This is a genomic window from Bradyrhizobium sp. LVM 105 (assembly GCF_003957705.1).
Classification (GTDB): Bacteria; Pseudomonadota; Alphaproteobacteria; order Rhizobiales; family Xanthobacteraceae; genus Bradyrhizobium; species Bradyrhizobium frederickii.
Genome location: NZ_QZMV01000003.1, coordinates 48,989 through 66,428, shown reverse-complemented (window position 1 = coordinate 66,428; position 17,440 = coordinate 48,989). Strand labels below are relative to the sequence as shown.

The window sequence follows — 17,440 nt, the reverse complement described above, 5'->3', positions numbered from 1 at the left end:
AGAGGCAAAACTGTTCGTGATGAGGCCTGCGTGATGACGACGATCGCCCCGGATGCGCGCATGGTCGATGCGCAGCGGACCTATCCGCCGCACGCTGCCGTCGTCAGCTGGCTCTTCTTCGATTGGGCCGCGCAGCCCTATTTCACGTTGATCACGACCTTCGTGTTCGCGCCCTATTTCGCCACCAGCATTGCGCCGAATCCCGCCGCCGGCCAATCGCTGTGGGCATTTGCGATGGCGGCTGCGGGACTTGCGATCGCGCTGTTGTCGCCGGTGCTGGGGGCCATCGCGGATGCCTCTGGCCGAAGGAAGCCGTGGATCGCGGGATTTGGCGCGGTGCTGGTGCTGGCATCGTGCACGCTATGGATCGGCAGGCCCGGCGATCACGCCATCATTCCTCTGCTGCTCACTGCGGTCGCGCTAGCCAGCGTCGGCGCGGAATTCGCCACCGTCTTCAACAACGCGATGATGCCGACCCTGGTGCCGCCGGAGCGAATCGGCCGGCTCTCCGGCACCGGCTGGGCGACCGGCTATGTCGGCGGCATCGTCAGCCTGATCATCGTGCTCGGCCTCCTCGCCGCCAATCCCGAGACCGGCCGCACATTGCTGGGCCTGACGCCGTTGTTCGGGCTCGATCCGGTCAGCCATCAGGGCGATCGCATCGTCGGACCGCTGACCGGAATATGGTTCGTGATCTTCGTGACGCCGCTGTTCCTGTTCACGCCGGATTACCCGGCGAAACGCCCGCTGCGCGACGCCCTGCACGAAGGATTGTCGGAGCTGAAGCGATCGATCAAAGGCCTGCCGAAGCAGAAGTCGCTCGCGGCGTTCCTGCTCGCCAACATGATCTACACCGACGGCCTGGTGTCGCTGTTCGCCTTCGGCGGCATTTATGCCGCGGGCACGTTCGGCTGGCACACCATCCAGATCGGCACCTTCGGCATCATGCTCGCGATCACCGGCGCGTTTGGCGCCTGGCTGGGTGGCAAGTTGGATGATCGTCTCGGGCCGCAGCGCGTCATCGCCGGCAGCCTGCTGCTGCTGCTGCTGTCGGTGGCGGCGATCCTCCTTGTCGACAAGGATAGTGTGTTGTTCGTCAAGGTGACGCCGCCGCAAGCCGGCGCGCCCTTGTTCTCGAGCGCGGCCGAGCGCGCCTATCTGGTGTTGGGCTGCCTCATCGGCGCGGCCGGCGGTCCACTGCAGGCCGCCTCACGCACGCTGTTGATCCGCCTCGCACCGAAAGACCGTATCGCGCAGTATTTTGGCCTGTTCGCGCTGACCGGGAAGGTGACGTCCTTCACCGGGCCACTGCTGATCGGCATGATTACGGCTGCGACCGCTAGCCAGAAAGCCGGCATGGCCGTGCTGGTGGTGTTCTTCGTCGCGGGGCTGGGATTGTTGATGCGCGTGCGGGATTAGCATCCCTTCATCGTCATTCCGGGGCGCGCCACTCGGCGCGAGCCCGGAATCCATTTCTCTGCATGGAGCGCTGCACGATAGATTCCGGGTTCGCGCCTCGCGCGCCCCGGAATGACGGCAAGCTCAATGCCTGAAGTGCCGCGTGCCCGTGAACACCATGGCGATGCCGTGCTCGTCGGCGGCCTTGATCACTTCGTCGTCGCGCATCGAGCCGCCGGGCTGCACCACGGCGGTGGCGCCGGCCTCGATGCAGGCGAGCATGCCGTCGGCGAACGGGAAGAAGGCATCCGAGGCCACCACCGAACCCTTGGTGAGCGGCTCGGCGAGCTTCAGCTCGTTCGCCGCGTCCTGCGCCTTGCGCGCCGCGATCCGGGCGGAGTCCACCCGGCTCATCTGGCCCGCGCCGATGCCGACGGTGGCGAGATCCTTGGCGTAGATGATGGTGTTGGACTTGACGTGCTTGGCGACGCGGAACGCGAATTTGAGGTCGCGCATCTCGGCCTCGGTCGGCGCCCGCTTGGTCACGACCTTGAAGGTCATGTCGTCGACCACGGCGTTGTCGCGGCTCTGCACCAGCAGGCCGCCGGCCACCGTCTTGGCGGTCAGGCCCGGCGCGCGCGGGTCGGGCAGGCTGCCGGCGAGCAAGAGGCGCAAATTCTTCTTGCCGCCGATGATGGCGATCGCTTCCTCGGTGGCGTCGGGCGCAATGATCACCTCGGTGAAGATCTTGGTGATCTCCCGCGCGGTGTCGGCGTCGAGCGCGCGGTTCATCGCAATGATGCCGCCGAAGGCCGAAGTGGAATCGCAGGCCAGCGCCTTGCGATAGGCCTCGACCAGGTTCGCGCCTTCGGCAACGCCGCAGGGATTGGCGTGCTTGACGATGACGCAGGCCGCGGTGCGCCTGGTGTCGAACTCGCCGATGCATTCATAGGCCGCATCGGTGTCGTTGATGTTGTTGTAGGAGAGCTCCTTGCCCTGAAGCTGCCGCGCGGTCGAGACGCCCGGGCGCTTGTCGGGCGTCGCATAGAACGCCGCGGTCTGGTGCGGGTTCTCGCCGTAGCGCAGCGACTGGATCAACCTGCCGCCGAAGGCGCGGAAGTCGGGCGCGTCGATCTCGAGCTGCCGGTTGAACCAGTTCGAGATCGCGGCGTCATAGGCCGCGGTGCGTGCATAGGCCTTTGCCGCAAGCCGCCGGCGCAGCTTCAGCGTGGTCGCGCCCTTGTTGGCGGCGAGCTCGTCGAGCACGGCCTGATAGTCCTGCGCCTCGACCACGACGGCGACGTCGTCATGGTTCTTGGCGGCGGCCCGGATCATCGCGGGGCCGCCGATGTCGATGTTCTCGATGCAGTCTTCGAAGCCGGCACCTTTGTCGACGGTGGCTTCGAACGGATAGAGGTTGACGACGAGCAGGTCGATCGGCGCGATGCCGTGCGCCTTCATCGCCTCCGCATGCTCCTTGTTGTCGCGGATCGCGAGCAGGCCGCCATGCACCTTCGGATGCAGCGTCTTGACGCGGCCGTCCATCATCTCGGGGAAGCCGGTGAGGTCGGAGACGTCCTTCACCTTGAGACCGGCGGCGGCGATCGCTTTCGCGGTGCCGCCGGTCGAGACCAGCTCGACATCATGCGCGGCCAGCGCCTTGGCGAACTCGATCAGGCCGGTCTTGTCTGAGACGGAGAGAAGAGCGCGGGTGACGCGGCGGGGATGGTCAGTCATGAGCAAGATCCTCTGTCTTAAGGAGTGTCTATGCCCAGGCGCGCGGCGGATGTGGCCCGCGCTTCCCGATGGTGCTCCATCCAAGGTCGCCAGTCGCGCGAGCGACGGCTCGATAGCAGCTTTCGGCCGTTTTCACAACGGCCGGATCGGACTGAATCGCACGTCTACAGCGGGAGTTCCGGCTCGCGGCGCGCATTCCGGCGGGCATTGGTCACCGCCGGCGAGGCGGTCGAACGCACAAAACTCCAGCGGATCGAGGGCGCCTGCCGCGCATCCTGCCGGATCACGATCTGCGCGGTGCGGCGCGGGCCGTCATTGCCGGCCAGGAATACGCTGTCCTCGAGGTCGACCTTGTCGTCCAATGCTTCAAAGGTCCAGACGTCGCGGTTCGGCAGCACCAGCATCACGCCGCGGGCGTCCGAGAGCCGGCTGGCCTTCACGGCGGGATGCAGATGGAAGCGCAGCGCGAAATCGGCATTCGCGCCCTTGAAGCGTCCGCCCTGCGGCGGCGACAGCGTGTCCTCGCCGTCGATGCGCGCGCCGTCATTGGCGATCATCAGCACGCGGCGGTGGATCGCGCCGAATTTCGAGAGGTAACCGTCATGCGAGGTCGTGAGCAGCGTGCCGTTCTGCACGATCTCGCGATAGCTCTCGACCTCGACGGGTCCGCTGGTGACGGGCGAGCCGTGCAACAGGCGCTTCATCGCCGACATCTCGATGAACTGGCAGGACGAGGTGTCGTGATAGGTCAGCGTGGAATGCGCCGCGGTGCCGCGTGCGAATGGCCGCCAATTGTCGCGGCCGGTGGTCGGCATGCCGCAATTGGTGACGATCCGGCTGATGCCGGAGGACAACTCGAACGACAGGCAGCCGGCATGGGCGTCGTGACTGACGCCGGCCGGCGGCGGCGGGCCGGTGTCGATGATCACAGTGGTCTGGCCGGCATCGAGGCGCTGAAAGCCGGTATGCGGCATGTTCGCCATCGGCGCGCCGTGGGTGTCGTCATAGGCGAGCAGGGTGGCGAGCAGATCCGAAGATGTCGCGCTCATGCCGTTGAACAGCGCGAAATTGCCGTCGCCGTGCCGGAAGAAGCGCAGCATCGGCATCATGCGGTCGATTGCGTTGAGAAGCGCCGGCGGCGGCGCGATGTTGCGTGCGGCAAAAGTCTGCCGCAGCGGCAAGAGGTCGATCAGGAGTTCGATCAGCGCGCCCGGGTTGCGGGAGATGTGTCCGCCATCGGGCAGGATCTGCCGCTGCAATTCGTCCGACAGCTTCTTCGATGCGCTGCGGATGTGACGCGTCTGGTTGGCAAGACACAGCGCCGCATAACACAGCGCGATCAGCACCTGCAGCTTCGGCACTCCGTCCGGAATGTCGACCATGGTGTAGCGCAGGAAGCGGATCTCGCGTGCGAGGGCGCGCAAGTAACGGCGGTAGAATTTGTTGTCGGTCTCGCTCAGCACCAGCGGCGCCTGCGACAGCAGCGAGATCACGCGCCTCGCCAGCACGTCGGCGCGGCGCGCGACCGGGCGACGCTTGTTGGCGGGGTTGGCGATCCAGTCCTCGATCAGAGCGCGCGCATTCGCCCGTGTCAGCGCGGTGTCGGCGGCGCGCAGATGGCGCAGCCAGCCGAAGCCGAGCAGCGCAACCTCCCAATCCTCCGACGGCGGCTCGAGATCGAAGATCGAGCGGCCGTGGCAATTGACGATCTTGCCGGCGAAGACGAAGCGACCGGCATAGATTTCGGCGGCGCGGGTCGCATCCGCGGTGCGCAGATCGTGCGGCGCGATGATCAGCCGGTCGGTGCGGCTGGGCCAGACTCGCGACAGCGCAACCGAACCGCCGCTCGCGCGCGCGAGCATGTTCCGCGCGAAGCGGTTCATGACCAGCGTCGAGATACGTCTGCGTTGAGCGACCGACACGCCTTGCCTTGAAGGGGGAGAGGATTAGCGACGAATCCCTATTAATCCCAAAATCGGTCGTCTGACACCACCTTGAACGGCGCGAATCAGCGCTACGTCGCAAAATCCAGTGCAAAATCAGGATTTAACGAGCCGGGCCGCGAAAAATCCGTCGAGTCCGCCGAGCTTGGGATCGGGGTTCGGCAAATGGCAGGGCAGGGTGCGCAGATCGCCCTCCAGCGTGAGGATTTCGTCCAGGCCCGCGACCTCCGACGCCGCGATCGGGACGCGGCGAAGCGCAGGCTCGGTCGCCAGCAGCGTCGCCACGGCCTGCTCGCCCTCTTCGGGTTCCAGCGAGCAGGTGCAGTAGATCAGCGTACCGCCCGGCTTGAGCAGCGACACCGATTTTCGCAGCAGCCGTTGCTGGAGTGCGGCCAGGGGGGCGATGTCGGATTCCTGCCGCAGCCAGGCCACATCGGGATGGCGGCGGATCGTGCCGGTCGAGGTGCAGGGCGCATCGATCAAGACACCGTCGAAGCTCTCGACGGGGCCGGCCCATTCCACGGCGTCAGCGACGACGGTCTCGGCCTGCAGCGACAGCCGCGCCAGGTTCTCGCGCAGTCGTGCCACTCGGGCGGGCGAGCGGTCGATCGCCGTGACCTGCGCGCCTGCCAGCGCCAGTTGCGCGGTCTTGCCGCCAGGGGCGGCGCAGAGATCTGCAATGGACTTGCCCCTAATGTCGCCGAACAGCCGGGCCGGCAGCGCGGCGGCGGCGTCCTGCACCCACCATTGTCCCTCGGTGAAGCCGGGCAGCATGGTCACCGAGCCGTGCAGCAGCATGCGCACCGTCCCGGTCGGCAGCGTCTCGCCGTGCAGGCGGCTCGCCCATTGCGCGGGATCCGACTTCACGGTGAGATCGAGCGAGGGCTCGTGGCCGAGCGCCAGCGCCATTTCTCGTGCGGTGGCTTCGCCATACTGCGCGCTCCAGCGCGCGAGCAGCCATGGCGGAAGGTCCAGCGATTGCGTGGCGACCTCATCGACCAGCGCCTTGCCCTCGCGCGCGCAGCGGCGCAGCACGGCATTGACGAGACCGGCATAGCGCGCGGCGCGCCGGTCGGACTGTACCAGGCGAACGGAGAGGTCGACGGCGGCGTGATCCGGCACGTCCATCCAGAGGATCTGCGCCGCGCCGATCAGCAGCGCGCTCTGCGCGCGCGGCGCGTCGGAGGGAATGCCCTTGTCGAGCAGGCGCGACAGCACGTGGCCGAGCGTGCCGAGCCGGCGCAGCACGGTGGCGACCAGGCGCCGCATCAACGCCCGGTCGCGATCGGCCAGCGTCTTCAGTCCGGGATGGGCCCCGCTGCCGTCGAGCTGATCGTCAAGTGTGCGGTGCTTGTGCAGCACGCCGTCGACGATGTCGGCGGCAATCCGTCGTGCCGCAAGGCCTGGCACTTCGGGCGGAGGAGCAAAACGTTGAGAGGGCATGCGGAAGCAAGGTTCTGAGCGAGCGGCAGTTCCGCCGCAATGGCGCATGCCTCGAGAGACTGATCTCTGGCACGCGAATATGCCAAATGTAAGAATCGCTTCCGGCTTTTTCAGCCCTCCGGGCCTGATTTCAGGAATGCGTTATTGCACGTCGCATTGCGGCTCGTCCTGCGCTAGAAGACCGGACGATGAGTGACCAGCCTCCCGTTCCCGATCGCAAGCCGCTCACGCCGGCAGCCCAGCGCGCGCTGGACGAAGCCGAGGCACGCCGGCAGGCTGCTGCCGCGGAGGCCAGCAGCGAGGCCAAGGCGAAGGAGTTGCAGGGACCGAAGGGACCCGAGCCGACCCGCTACGGCGACTGGGAGCGCAAGGGCATCGCCTCCGACTTCTGAGGTGGCGCCTTACGCGCGCTCCTCACGAGCCATCTTGCCGGTTCAGCCGACTCAGCCCTAGCGTGCGCGGATGTCGCGCTTCGATCACAGCCGTCCCTACCGGACTTCATACAGCGGCTCGCCGTTCGGCCGTCGCTTCTCCGGACTGTTGCCGTGGATGTTCGTGGTCGGCGTTGTGACGGCCGTCGTGCTCGGCTTCCGCCAGGGAACGATCTGGCCCATTCCGCATGTGGATGACGAACAGTCGCGCGATGCCGAAATCATCCTGAAGCAGTCCGGCAATTCCGATGTGAGGCAGCCGGTCGAGGTCGTCCGCACCATCGACGGTGATACTTTCCTCGCGCGCGTGCATCTGCGCGACGGCCGCAATCTCGTCGCAAGCGTCCGTCTGCGCGGCATCGATGCGCCCGAGATGAAAGCATCCTGCCGGGACGAGCTGGACAAGGCGGAGGCCGCCAGCGATGCGCTACGCAATCTGCTCGGCCAAGGCGGCGTGATGGTCTACAATCTCGGTCAGGACAAATACGGCCGCGTTCTCGCCGATGTTGCCACCAAGCGCACCGCCAACGTCGCGGCTACGCTGCTCGCGAGCGGTCATGTGCGCAGCTACAATGGCGGCCATCGCGACGGCTGGTGCGCGCGGGGCTGGCGATTCTGGTAACGAAGAAGCCGGAGTCGCAACTGCGGCTCCTGTCTCGACTGATTCAGGCGATCAGCGCGTCACGACCACCGTCGTGCCGACGGAGACGCGGCCATAGAGATCGGTGATGTCGTCGTTGAGCATGCGGATGCAGCCATAGGAGACGAAGCCGCCGATCGAACCCGGCACATTGGTGCCGTGGATGGCGTATTCGCCGCCGGCCAGCGTCATCGCCGCGACACCCATCGGGTTGCGCGGCGAGCCGCCCGGAATCACGTCGGGAATGTTGGGCTTGTCACGCTTCACCTCGGCGGGCGGCGCCCAGGCCGGGTTGAGATACTTGCCGTCGATCTTCGTGGTGCCGGCCCATTGCTTGCCGGCCTTGCCGACGCCGACCGGATAACGCACGGCATGGCCGTTATCGAGAATGAGATAGAGTTTGCGCTCGCTGGTTTTGACCACGATCGTGCCCGGCGAATAGTCCGCGAGGTGCGTGCCCACCATTTCCGGCCGCGCTTCTGCCGCCGTCGACATCAAGACCCCAGCTCCGATGGTGGCGGCCATCGCCACCGCAATCCTCATCGACATCGATCTCCCCCTTACCCCAATCGGATCGTCCAAAATGACGCAGAACCCGCAATCGCCGCCGCGCCAAGTCCTCGTGAGGGGACATCTTAACCGTGCCCGTTAACCGGATGGTTTCCACGCGCGGTCACCGAAGGCCGGCCAGCGGGGGAAACAAAGGAAATGTTCGAAATAAAGTAAATGACCTGGAAACAACACTCGGCGGGAAATAGACGGGCGCGCCGCCGCGCGCGCTGACAAGCGCGTGAGGCTCTGAACGGCTGTTGTTCTGGGGGCGTAGCGCGGAGGGGCAGTATCGTGTCCCGGACGCGCTGCAGCGTGCAACGCTGCTGCGCAGAGCCGGGACCCAGTTCTTTCTTTCCACGGAAGGATGGGCCCCGGCTCAGCAGCGCACCACTTAGGTGCTGCGCTGCGTCCGGGACTCGGGATCGGAGCCTTACGCCGGCTTCCGGTTCTGCCGGTTCTTGACGAGGTCATCGACCACGGCGGGATCGGCCAGGGTCGAGGTGTCGCCCAGGCTGCCCGGCTCGTCCTCGGCGATCTTGCGCAGGATGCGGCGCATGATCTTGCCGGAACGGGTCTTGGGCAGGCCCGGCGCGAATTGGATCTGGTCGGGCGAGGCGATCGGGCCGATCTCCTTGCGCACCCAGGTGACGAGCTCCTTGCGCAGATCCTCGGTCGGCTGCACGCCGGCCATCAGGGTGACATAGGCATAGATGCCCTGGCCCTTGATATCGTGCGGGAAGCCGACCACCGCGGCCTCCGAGACCTTCTCATGCGCCACCAGCGCGCTCTCGACTTCCGCGGTTCCCATGCGATGCCCGGAGACGTTGATGACGTCGTCGACGCGACCGGTGATCCAGTAATAGCCGTCGGCATCGCGGCGGCAGCCGTCGCCGGTGAAGTACTTGCCCTTGTAAGTCGAGAAATAGGTCTGCTCGAAGCGGGCATGGTCGCCATAGACGGTGCGCATCTGGCCCGGCCATGAGCGGGTGAGGCAGAGATTGCCTGAGGTTTCGCCCTCCAGCACCTTGCCGTCGGCATCGACGATCTCGGGCACCACGCCGAAGAACGGCTGGGTTGCCGAGCCGGGCTTGAGCTTGGTCGCACCCGGCAGCGGCGTGATCAGGATGCCGCCGGTCTCGGTCTGCCACCAGGTGTCGACGATCGGGCAGCGGTCGTCGCCGACGACGCGGTGATACCACTCCCAGGCTTCCGGGTTGATCGGCTCGCCGACCGAGCCGAGCAGACGCAAGCTCGCGCGCGAGGTCTTCTTCACCGGCTCGTCGCCCGACTGCATCAGCGCGCGGATCGCGGTCGGCGCGGTGTAGAAGATGTTGACCTTGTGCTTGTCGATGACGTTCCAGAACCTGGAATTATCCGGGTAGTTCGGCACGCCTTCGAACATCAGCGTGGTCGCGCCGTTCGCCAGCGGCCCGTAGAGGATGTAGCTGTGGCCGGTGACCCAGCCGACGTCGGCGGTGCACCAGTAGATGTCGCCGTCGTGATAATCGAAGACGTATTGATGCGTCATCGAGGCGAACACGAGATAGCCGCCCGTGGTGTGCAGCACGCCCTTGGGCTGGCCGGTCGAGCCCGAGGTGTAGAGGATGAACAGCGGGTCCTCGGCGTGCATGTGCTCGACCGGGCATTCCGTCGTCACCATTGCCGCCGCCTCGTGATACCAGAGGTCGCGCGACGGGTTCATGTCGACCTTGCCGCCGGTGCGCTTGACCACGACGACCCAGTCGACGCCGTCGGCCTTGGCGAGCGCCGCGTCGACATTGGCTTTCAGCGGCACCTTCTTGCCGCCGCGCAGGCCCTCGTCCGCGGTGATGATGACCTTGGATTTGCAGTCGTTGATGCGCTGGGCGAGGCTGTCCGGGGAGAAGCCTGCGAACACCACGGAGTGGATCGCGCCGATGCGCGCGCAGGCGAGCATCGCATAGGCCGCTTCCGGAATCATCGGCAGGTAGATGGTGACGCGGTCGCCTTTCTCGACATTGCGGGTGCGCAGGATGTTGGCCATCCGGCACACCTCGTCGTGCAGCTCCCGATAGGTGATGTGCCTGGACTGCGAGGGATCGTCGCCTTCCCAGATGATCGCGGTCTGGTTGCCGCGCTTGGCGAGATGCCGGTCGATGCAATTGTAGGCGACGTTGAGAATGCCGTCCTCGAACCACTTGATCGAGATGTTACCGGGCGCGAACGAGACGTTCTCGATCTTCGTCGGCGCGTGCATCCAGTCGATGCGCTTGGCCTGCTCCGCCCAGAAACCGTTCGGGTCCGAGATCGAGCGAGCGTACATCTCCTTGTACTTGGCCTGGTCGACCCAGGCGCGCTTCGCCCACTCCGCAGGGACGTCGTAGATCTTCTCGGACATGCTTTCCCTCCACATACGGCAGGCCGAACGCTAGCGACCGGCGAGCCGACTTGATCATTGACTGATTATGCGTCGGGCTAACCGGACCCGACAAGGAGCACAAGCTGGACCTTCGGCGGGCCGCCCGCCATGCGAAGGATCAAGCCCGCCTGCGGTGACTGTCGCAGATCTGAAACAGGCCCCACCGGCGGCGTTGAGGCCTTTACCCAACCCTCAGGAATCGGCCGGTGCAGAGCGCCCATGCGACCGGGGCGGTATTTGGCAACCTCTCGTCACTGATTCGGGACTCGCAATGCGGTTCGGAACACCCTAAATGGCCAACCCGGGTCCCAAAGAGGCCCTTCGGAACAAAAATCAGAATTGCGGCATTGACCGATAACAGACAGGGCTAAGGCATAAGACTATGATGGATCAGCAGAATTTCGGGACGATACGGCCCGCTTCAGCCGATCCTGCGGCCATTGCGCTGGCCAAAGCCCTCGGACAATGGCCCAAATCGGCCCCTTTCAGGCGTCCCAGCCCCAAAAAGACCTTTGACACGGCGCCGGCGACGGTCGAGGCGCTTGCCAGGGAGCTCGGCCTGCGGCTCGGCGACCAGAACGAGCTGACCATTCGGCGCATCAGGCGCGGCAAGGGCTATTCCTTCGTCCGCCCCAACGGCGCACACATCCGCGACGCCCGCACCATCCGCCGGCTGCACGCCATGGCGGTGCCGCCGGCCTATCGCGAGGTGCGCTACTCGGCCGATCCGAGCTCGCATCTTCAGGCCGTGGGCCGCGATGCCGCGGGCCGGCTGCAATATCGCTATCACGTCGATTGGGAGAAGGTCCGCGAGCATCGCAAGGCGCATCGCCTGGAGAAGCTCGTCGGCGCGCTGCCCAAGATCCGGCGCAAGGTCTCGGCGTTCCTGTCGGGCGACGAGCCGACACGTGAATTCGCGCTCTCGGCCGTGATCGAGCTGATCGCGCGCACCGCGATCCGCCCCGGCAACGAATCCTACGCCCGCCTCAACGGCACCCGCGGCGCGACCACGCTGCTCAAGTCCAACGTCACGCTGGAAGACGATTGCTTCGTGCTGACCTTCAAGGCGAAGGGCGGCAAGGCAGTGCGCAAGGAATGCGACGCGGCCAAGCTGGTGCGCGCCATCGGTATTTTGCAGGGCGTCCCCGGCAAGCGGATGTTCCAGTATCGGGACGCCAACGGCATCGTGCGCGCGGTCAGCACCACGCAGGTGAATGCGTTCCTGCGCGAGATCGCCGGCATCAAGATCTCGCTGAAGGATTTTCGCACGCTGATGGCCTCCGCCGTGGTCGTGGAATCCCTGTCGCGGATCACGCCGGCGACCAGCCAGCGCGGCCGCAAGAAGCAGGTGCTGGACGCGATCCGCGCCGCCGCCGACAAGCTCTCCAACACGCCGGCGATCTGCCGCAAGAGCTATGTCCACGACACCATCGTCACCGCTTTCGAGGAAGGCATCCTCGAGCGCTTTGCCGCGACCATGAAGGGCCAGCGCTCGCAGGCGCGGCGCGAGCAGCTCTTGCAGCAGGTGGTCGCGACGGCGGCGGTGTAACGACACTGCCGTAGGTGGTGAAATAGGCGCGCGTGCCGTAGTGCTGTAGGGTGGGCAAAGCGTAGCGTGCCCACCACCTCTCAGTGATTACGTAAGACGTGGGCACGCTTCGCTTTGCCCACCCGACAGAGCTACGACCTGGTCGAGACACCGTTATCGGGACCGGGATCGCCGCCTGCGGCCACGATCGTCAGCCGTTCCAGATAATGCGCCCACCCCGTCGCATGCGAAGCCGCCTGCGCTTCGCTCGGCAGGCCGCTATGGGTCATGCGCAGCAGCGTGCCGCCATCGCGCTCGATCAGGTCGATCTCGATCAGGCTCGAGCCTGGCGGCACTTCCTGGCCGCCCTCCCAGCCGAACGTGTAGGCCAGACGATGCACCGGCACGACCTCGCGGAAGGCGCCCCGGGCGACGCCGCCGCGCGGACCGACGCCCTTGAGCAGATAGAGCCCGCCGGGATGCGGCTCCGTGGTCGCGTCGGAACCCATCCAGCTCAGGATCTTCTCGGGGTCGGTCAGGTAAGCGAAAACGGTAGCGCGTGGAGCCGCGATCTGGGTCTCGCGTCGCACGATGAAGGGTTCAGTCATGGGCGATCATTCCTTCCCGGACACTGGGACATGGCGGCGCGTGGGCGGCCCGTCAAGGATAGGCCGTGACAAACCCGGCCCGCCTTCGCCATGATCGGGCCATGCAGCTCTCCCCGACGCTCGCCTGGCTTGTCGATGTCGCCTCGGATAGTGCCGGGGCCGACCGCCTGCTCGCGGAACTCGGCGCTCATCTCGTGGCCGACGGCGTGCCGCTTGCGGCGGGCGCCCTGACGCTGGAGGTGCCGCATCCGCTGATCGCGAAGCGGACATGGCTATGGCGGGTCGACAGCGGCCAGGTGATCGAAGCGCTCGGCTTCGCGCCTGGCGGGCTGGCTCCGGATCCGCCGAACGATGCCGGTCGCCGCTGGCTGCGCGACATCGCGCGCGGCGAGTTGCACGAAGACATCGTCGGACGGCAAGATGGGCCGCTGCTCGGCTGGATCGGGCCGCGGCCGTTCACCGCAGATGAAATCGGGCAACTGCGCCAGGCCGCGCGTTTCGCCGCAACGCCCCTTGCCGTGCTCGCCGCGCGCGCCACGTTGCGGGCAACGCTGGATGCCTATCTCGGCAGGCGCAGCGCCGAGCGGGTGCTGGCGGCACCCTTGCGGCGCGATCTCGGCGAGACCATCCAGGCCGCGCTGCTCTATGCCGATTTGCGCAATTTCACGACGCTGTCGGAAACCTCACCGCCTGGCGAGGTCATCGCCGCGCTCGACGCCTGGTTCGATCGCATCGCCGGCGCTGTTCACGCCTTCGGCGGCGAGGTGCTGAAATTCATCGGCGACGGCGTGCTCGCGATCTTTCCGGTGGTCGGGGCATCGCCGCGCCCTGCCTGCGAGGCCGCCCTGCGTGCTGCCGGCGCAGCCGAGGCCGGGATGGCCTATCTCAACGCGGAGCGCGGCGCCAAGGACCTGCCGCCGCTGGCGTTCGGTGTTGCGCTCCATCTCGGCGAGATGCTCTGGGGCAATATCGGCGCCGCGAACCGGCTCGATTTCACCGCGATCGGTCCCGCCGTCAATCTCGCCAGCCGCCTCGAAGGATTGTGCAAGCCGTTGGGGCGGACCGTGCTGGTGTCGGGCGCGCTTGCCGCCGAGACGGACATGAAGCTGGTCGCGCTCGGGTCGCATTCGCTGCGCGGCATTGCAGCGCCGTGCCAGGTGTTCACATTGCCAAAGACGTGAGGGATTACATCCCGCCCATCTTGCAGACGAGCTTCCACTCCTCCGCCGTCACCGGCTGCACCGAGAGCCGCGAATATTTCACCAGCGCCATGTCGGCCAGCTTCTTTTCGGCCTTGATCGCAGCCATCGTCACCGGATTCTTCAAGGGCTTGTCGGCCTTGATGTCGACGCAGACGAATTTGCCGGTCTTGTCGGTCGGATCGGGATAGGCTTCCTTGATGACCTCCGCGATGCCGACGATCTCCTTGCCCTCGTTGGAATGATAATAGAACGCCTTGTCGCCTTTCTTCATGGCGACGAGGTTCTGGCGCGCGGTGTAATTGCGCACGCCGGTCCAGGCCTCGCCCTTGGCGCCCTTCGCCACCTGCTGATCCCAGGACCACACCGACGGTTCGGATTTCACCAGCCAGTACGCCATGTTCATTCCTCAGACTTGAAGGGGCGCGTCAGCAGCCCCGAAATCGCCGCGTCGATCGTGCTCCGGCCGCTCAGGATCGACGCGACCGCTTCTGATACCGGCATCTCGATGTTTCGCGAAGCTGCGAGCTCGATCAGCACCGGCGCGGTGAACTCACCCTCGGCGAGCTTGCCGGCGGGCGGCTGCTCGCCGCGGCCGAGCGCGAGCCCGAGCGCGAAATTGCGCGATTGCGGGCTCGCGCAGGTCAGGATGAGGTCGCCGAGACCGGACAGGCCCGCGAGTGTCTCGCTGCGAGCGCCCAATGCGCGGCCGAGGCGGGTCAGCTCGGCAAAGCCGCGCGTCGTCAGCGCGGCCTGGGCGGAGGCCCCGAGCTTGCGTCCGACCGCGATGCCGACCGCGATCGCCAGCACGTTCTTGGCGGCGCCGCCGATCTCGACGCCGCGGATGTCGGTGGAGTGATAGGGGCGGAATGTCGGCGAGCCCAGCGCCTGCACCAGGCCCCTCGCCAGCGCCTCGTCCCTTGCCGCCAGCGTCACCGCCGTCGGCAGGCCGCGCGCGACATCGTCGGCAAAGCTCGGGCCCGACAGGATCGCCGGCCGCGCGTGCGGCGCGGCCTCCGCGATCACGTCGGTCATGAATTTGTGGGTGCCGTGCTCGATGCCTTTGGCGGAGGCGATGATCGGTACCGGTCCTGCCAGATGCGAGGCCAGCATGTTGACCGCGCTGCGCAGATGTTGCGCAGGCGTCGCAATCAGCAGCATGTCGGCGCGCGCAGCGAGTGCCAGATCGCTCGTTACGACGATGTCAGGGGCGATCCGCACCCCGGGCAGCCGTGGATTATCGCGTGTCGAGGCGATCCGCGCGGCGTGCTCGGCATTGCGTGCCCAGAGCGTGACGCTCCGTCCCGCCCGCGCCGCCACGGTCGCCAGCGCCGTGCCCCAGGCGCCCGCCCCGATCACCGCGACGGATTGGAACGTGGTCATGGCGCGATCCCTCTACTCCCTCGCCCCGCTTGCGGGGAGAGGGTCGGGGTGAGGGGGGCTCTCCGCTGGGACGGTGCCAGCGAGACTCGCGGAGAGTCCCCCTCACCCGCCGCGCAGCGCGCGTCGACCTCTCCCCGCAAGCGGGGCGAGGTGAAGCGGGGCTTGTGGCGGCACCACGGCATTCAATATCCCGCCCGGGTCTTGCCGTAGCCTGCGGGCGCCGTCGCGTTGGCGTCGAGCAGCCAGCGTGCCCGCGGCTGCGCGTCCATCGTGTCGGTCATGCCGAGTGCGAGGCGCTCGGCACCGGCCCAGGCGATCATCGCGCCGTTGTCGGTGCAGAGCGCGGGCGGCGGCATGATCAATTGTGTCCCGGCTTGCTGCGCGACGTCATCGAGGGCGCCGCGGATCGCCTGATTGGCGGCGACGCCGCCGGCCGCGACCAGCGCGCTCGGCGCGCCGAACTTTTCGCGGAACAGCCTGAGGCCGACGCTCAACCGGTCGGCCGTCGATTCGAGCACCGCCGCCTGAAAGCTCGCGCAGAGATCGCTGATGTCCTGCGGCGTGATCTCGGCCAGCCGGCTCGCCTCGGTGCGCACCGCCGTCTTCAATCCCGACAGCGAGAAATTGGCATCGGGTCTGCCCTGCATCGGCCGCGGGAACGCAAAGCGCGTGGCGTCGCCGCTCGCCGCCGCGCGCTCGACCTGCGGGCCGCCGGGATAGGGCAGGCCCAGCATCTTCGCAACCTTGTCGAAGGCCTCGCCGATCGCATCGTCGACGGTGGTGCCGAGCCGCACATATTGGCCGACGCCGGTGACCGCGACGATCTGGGTATGGCCGCCGGAGGCGAGAAACAGGCAATAGGGAAACGCGATGCCATCGGTGAGGCGCGGCGTCAGCGCATGCGCCTCCAGATGGTTCACTGCGACCAGCGGCGTGTCGTGCACCATCGCGATCGCCTTGGCGGTGGTGAGTCCGACGATGACGCCGCCGATCAGGCCCGGCCCCGCGGCGGCCGCGACGCCGCCGAGCTGGCCGAAGCCGATGCCGGCCTCGCGCATGGCGCGATCGACGATGCCGTCGAGCAGGTCGACATGGGCGCGGGCGGCGATCTCCGGCACCACGCCGCCGAAGCGGGCGTGCTCCTCGATCTGCGACCGCACGATGTTGGACAGGATCTTGCCGCTGCCGTCAGACGCGCGCTCGACCACCGCCGCGGCGGTCTCGTCGCAGGTGGTTTCGATGCCCAGCACCAGCATTGGCGAATTGTTATCCAATTTGCGCCCTTGCGCTCATCCGTAAAGCAGAGTTCTGGTACGTCCGGTAGCATTCCGGAGCCAGATTGCGCAATCGTCACGAAGCAAGCCGTCCGGGTCGTGCGTCACCGCCACGTGGTTCGGGAACACCAGCGATGTCCATTCTTGTCACACGGCCGCATCCCGACAATGAAGCGACGGCGGCAAGTCTGCGCGCGCGGGGCCATGCGGTGCTGCTTGCGCCGGCGCTCAAGTTCGAGCCGGTCGCCTTCCACGACAAAGGTGAAGCTCGCTACGGTGCCGTCCTCGTCACGTCGGCCAATGCGATCCGTGCCGTCGCGCCGCAATTGCGCGAGCTTGGTCTTCTGGAGCTGCCGTTGTTTGCGGTCGGCGAGCATACCGCCGCCGCGGCGCGCGACGCCGGCTTTAGCCGGGTGATCATCGCCGGTGGCGATGCCGCGTCCCTGCGCGACAAGGTGATGCAGGGCGCGCGCGACAAGGTGCTGAAGAAAAAGAGCACGCTGCTGTATCTGGCGGGCGCGGATCTATCGCGCGACCTCGGCGCTGAGCTCGATGCGGAGGGTTTCTCCGTGGTCACGCAGACGACTTATCGCATGGCGCCGGTCAAGCATCTGCCGCGCGAGGTCTGCGAGGGCTTTGCCGCCCACGGCGTCGAGGCGGTGCTGCACTACTCCCGGCGCAGCGCCCGGGCGTTCCTGGATGCGGCCAGGGACGAGGGCGTCGAAATCTCGGCGCTGGCGATACCGCAATGCTGTCTGTCCGAGGCGGTCGCGGGCGCGCTGCGCGAGGCCGGCGCGTCGCAGGTTCTGGTTGCCGCGACCCCGGACGAAAGTGCCTTATTTGCCACCTTGGAGCGTGCTTTGCGGACCCGTTTGGCGTAAGAGGTCGGGCCGAATCCGACGCAAT

General features: G+C 66.7%; 15 protein-coding genes and 1 riboswitch. Of the genes, 6 read left to right on the top strand and 9 right to left on the bottom strand.

Annotated elements, in window-relative coordinates; translation table 11 throughout:
- Positions 1–33: 33 nt before the first annotated feature.
- Positions 34–1,419 (top strand): MFS transporter, encoded by a 1,386-nt coding sequence (locus tag D6B98_RS09875; RefSeq protein WP_126256834.1) that lies wholly within the window; start codon positions 34–36, stop codon positions 1,417–1,419.
- A 123-nt stretch (positions 1,420–1,542) separates the two neighbouring features.
- On the opposite strand, the gene purH is transcribed toward D6B98_RS09875, so the two are convergent.
- The 3 genes from purH to D6B98_RS09860 all read right to left on the bottom strand — a co-directional run bounded on the left by purH (position 1,543) and on the right by D6B98_RS09860 (position 6,521).
- A complete protein-coding gene (gene purH / locus D6B98_RS09870) occupies positions 1,543–3,135 on the bottom strand; it encodes a bifunctional phosphoribosylaminoimidazolecarboxamide formyltransferase/IMP cyclohydrolase (protein WP_126256833.1) in 1,593 nt (530 codons plus the stop codon).
- Positions 3,136–3,160: 25 nt separating this feature from the next.
- Positions 3,161–3,242: riboswitch (ZMP/ZTP riboswitch) on the bottom strand.
- A 57-nt stretch (positions 3,243–3,299) separates the two neighbouring features.
- Positions 3,300–5,018 (bottom strand): heparinase II/III family protein, encoded by a 1,719-nt coding sequence (locus D6B98_RS09865; RefSeq protein WP_164718500.1) that lies wholly within the window; start codon positions 5,016–5,018, stop codon positions 3,300–3,302.
- A gap of 156 nt (positions 5,019–5,174) precedes the next feature.
- Positions 5,175–6,521: an RsmB/NOP family class I SAM-dependent RNA methyltransferase gene (locus D6B98_RS09860; RefSeq protein ID WP_126256831.1), complete on the bottom strand. Its 1,347-nt coding sequence runs from the start codon at positions 6,519–6,521 to the stop codon at positions 5,175–5,177.
- Positions 6,522–6,709: 188 nt separating this feature from the next.
- Here D6B98_RS09860 and D6B98_RS09855 point away from each other — a divergent pair, with 188 nt between their 5' ends.
- Both D6B98_RS09855 and D6B98_RS09850 read left to right on the top strand, forming a co-directional pair.
- Entirely contained in the window at positions 6,710–6,913 is a 204-nt protein-coding gene (locus D6B98_RS09855; protein WP_126256830.1) for a DUF1674 domain-containing protein, read from the top strand.
- A 70-nt stretch (positions 6,914–6,983) separates the two neighbouring features.
- On the top strand, positions 6,984–7,574 hold the full coding sequence (locus D6B98_RS09850; protein ID WP_126256829.1) for a thermonuclease family protein: 591 nt from the start codon (positions 6,984–6,986) through the stop codon (positions 7,572–7,574).
- Positions 7,575–7,625: 51 nt separating this feature from the next.
- Here the strand turns inward: D6B98_RS09850 and D6B98_RS09845 are convergent, their stop codons facing one another.
- Entirely contained in the window at positions 7,626–8,141 is a 516-nt protein-coding gene (locus D6B98_RS09845; RefSeq protein WP_126256828.1) for a L,D-transpeptidase, read from the bottom strand.
- A gap of 433 nt (positions 8,142–8,574) precedes the next feature.
- Complete coding sequence (gene acs, locus D6B98_RS09840) at positions 8,575–10,521, bottom strand: acetate--CoA ligase (protein ID WP_126256827.1); 1,947 nt, start codon at positions 10,519–10,521, stop codon at positions 8,575–8,577.
- 403 nt (positions 10,522–10,924) lie between these two features.
- Between acs and D6B98_RS09835 the strand changes: the two genes are divergently transcribed.
- Positions 10,925–12,091 (top strand): DNA topoisomerase IB, encoded by a 1,167-nt coding sequence (locus D6B98_RS09835; RefSeq protein WP_126256826.1) that lies wholly within the window; start codon positions 10,925–10,927, stop codon positions 12,089–12,091.
- A gap of 131 nt (positions 12,092–12,222) precedes the next feature.
- On the opposite strand, the gene D6B98_RS09830 is transcribed toward D6B98_RS09835, so the two are convergent.
- Positions 12,223–12,678, bottom strand: a complete 456-nt coding sequence (locus D6B98_RS09830; RefSeq protein WP_126256825.1) for an SRPBCC family protein — start codon at positions 12,676–12,678, stop codon at positions 12,223–12,225.
- Between the two features lie 101 nt (positions 12,679–12,779).
- Here D6B98_RS09830 and D6B98_RS09825 point away from each other — a divergent pair, with 101 nt between their 5' ends.
- On the top strand, positions 12,780–13,859 hold the full coding sequence (locus D6B98_RS09825; protein WP_126256824.1) for an adenylate/guanylate cyclase domain-containing protein: 1,080 nt from the start codon (positions 12,780–12,782) through the stop codon (positions 13,857–13,859).
- 4 nt (positions 13,860–13,863) lie between these two features.
- Here the strand turns inward: D6B98_RS09825 and D6B98_RS09820 are convergent, their stop codons facing one another.
- From D6B98_RS09820 to tsaD, 3 genes are all read right to left on the bottom strand, one after another.
- Entirely contained in the window at positions 13,864–14,277 is a 414-nt protein-coding gene (locus tag D6B98_RS09820) for an EVE domain-containing protein (protein ID WP_126256823.1), read from the bottom strand.
- A 2-nt stretch (positions 14,278–14,279) separates the two neighbouring features.
- Positions 14,280–15,260 carry an NAD(P)H-dependent glycerol-3-phosphate dehydrogenase gene (locus tag D6B98_RS09815; RefSeq protein ID WP_126256822.1) on the bottom strand — a complete coding sequence of 327 codons (981 nt, stop codon included), beginning with the start codon at positions 15,258–15,260 and terminating at the stop codon, positions 14,280–14,282.
- 182 nt (positions 15,261–15,442) lie between these two features.
- Positions 15,443–16,510, bottom strand: a complete 1,068-nt coding sequence (gene tsaD, locus D6B98_RS09810; protein WP_205680480.1) for a tRNA (adenosine(37)-N6)-threonylcarbamoyltransferase complex transferase subunit TsaD — start codon at positions 16,508–16,510, stop codon at positions 15,443–15,445.
- A 158-nt stretch (positions 16,511–16,668) separates the two neighbouring features.
- Between tsaD and D6B98_RS09805 the strand changes: the two genes are divergently transcribed.
- The gene (locus D6B98_RS09805) at positions 16,669–17,415 is read left to right on the top strand and encodes a uroporphyrinogen-III synthase (RefSeq protein ID WP_126257267.1); all 747 of its coding nucleotides are present in this window, start codon (positions 16,669–16,671) and stop codon (positions 17,413–17,415) included.
- Positions 17,416–17,440: the final 25 nt, after the last annotated feature.

Excerpts from the sequence above, each read along its gene's own strand:
- D6B98_RS09875 (WP_126256834.1), top strand. The coding sequence starts at position 34 with ATGACGACGATCGCCCCGGATGCGCGCATGGTCGATGCGCAGCGGACC.
- purH (WP_126256833.1), bottom strand. The coding sequence starts at position 3,135 with ATGACTGACCATCCCCGCCGCGTCACCCGCGCTCTTCTCTCCGTCTCA.
- D6B98_RS09865 (WP_164718500.1), bottom strand. The coding sequence starts at position 5,018 with ATGAACCGCTTCGCGCGGAACATGCTCGCGCGCGCGAGCGGCGGTTCG.
- D6B98_RS09860 (WP_126256831.1), bottom strand. The coding sequence starts at position 6,521 with ATGCCCTCTCAACGTTTTGCTCCTCCGCCCGAAGTGCCAGGCCTTGCG.
- D6B98_RS09855 (WP_126256830.1), top strand. The coding sequence starts at position 6,710 with ATGAGTGACCAGCCTCCCGTTCCCGATCGCAAGCCGCTCACGCCGGCA.
- D6B98_RS09850 (WP_126256829.1), top strand. The coding sequence starts at position 6,984 with ATGTCGCGCTTCGATCACAGCCGTCCCTACCGGACTTCATACAGCGGC.
- D6B98_RS09845 (WP_126256828.1), bottom strand. The coding sequence starts at position 8,141 with ATGTCGATGAGGATTGCGGTGGCGATGGCCGCCACCATCGGAGCTGGG.
- acs (WP_126256827.1), bottom strand. The coding sequence starts at position 10,521 with ATGTCCGAGAAGATCTACGACGTCCCTGCGGAGTGGGCGAAGCGCGCC.
- D6B98_RS09835 (WP_126256826.1), top strand. The coding sequence starts at position 10,925 with ATGATGGATCAGCAGAATTTCGGGACGATACGGCCCGCTTCAGCCGAT.
- D6B98_RS09830 (WP_126256825.1), bottom strand. The coding sequence starts at position 12,678 with ATGACTGAACCCTTCATCGTGCGACGCGAGACCCAGATCGCGGCTCCA.
- D6B98_RS09825 (WP_126256824.1), top strand. The coding sequence starts at position 12,780 with ATGCAGCTCTCCCCGACGCTCGCCTGGCTTGTCGATGTCGCCTCGGAT.
- D6B98_RS09820 (WP_126256823.1), bottom strand. The coding sequence starts at position 14,277 with ATGGCGTACTGGCTGGTGAAATCCGAACCGTCGGTGTGGTCCTGGGAT.
- D6B98_RS09815 (WP_126256822.1), bottom strand. The coding sequence starts at position 15,260 with ATGACCACGTTCCAATCCGTCGCGGTGATCGGGGCGGGCGCCTGGGGC.
- D6B98_RS09805 (WP_126257267.1), top strand. The coding sequence starts at position 16,669 with ATGTCCATTCTTGTCACACGGCCGCATCCCGACAATGAAGCGACGGCG.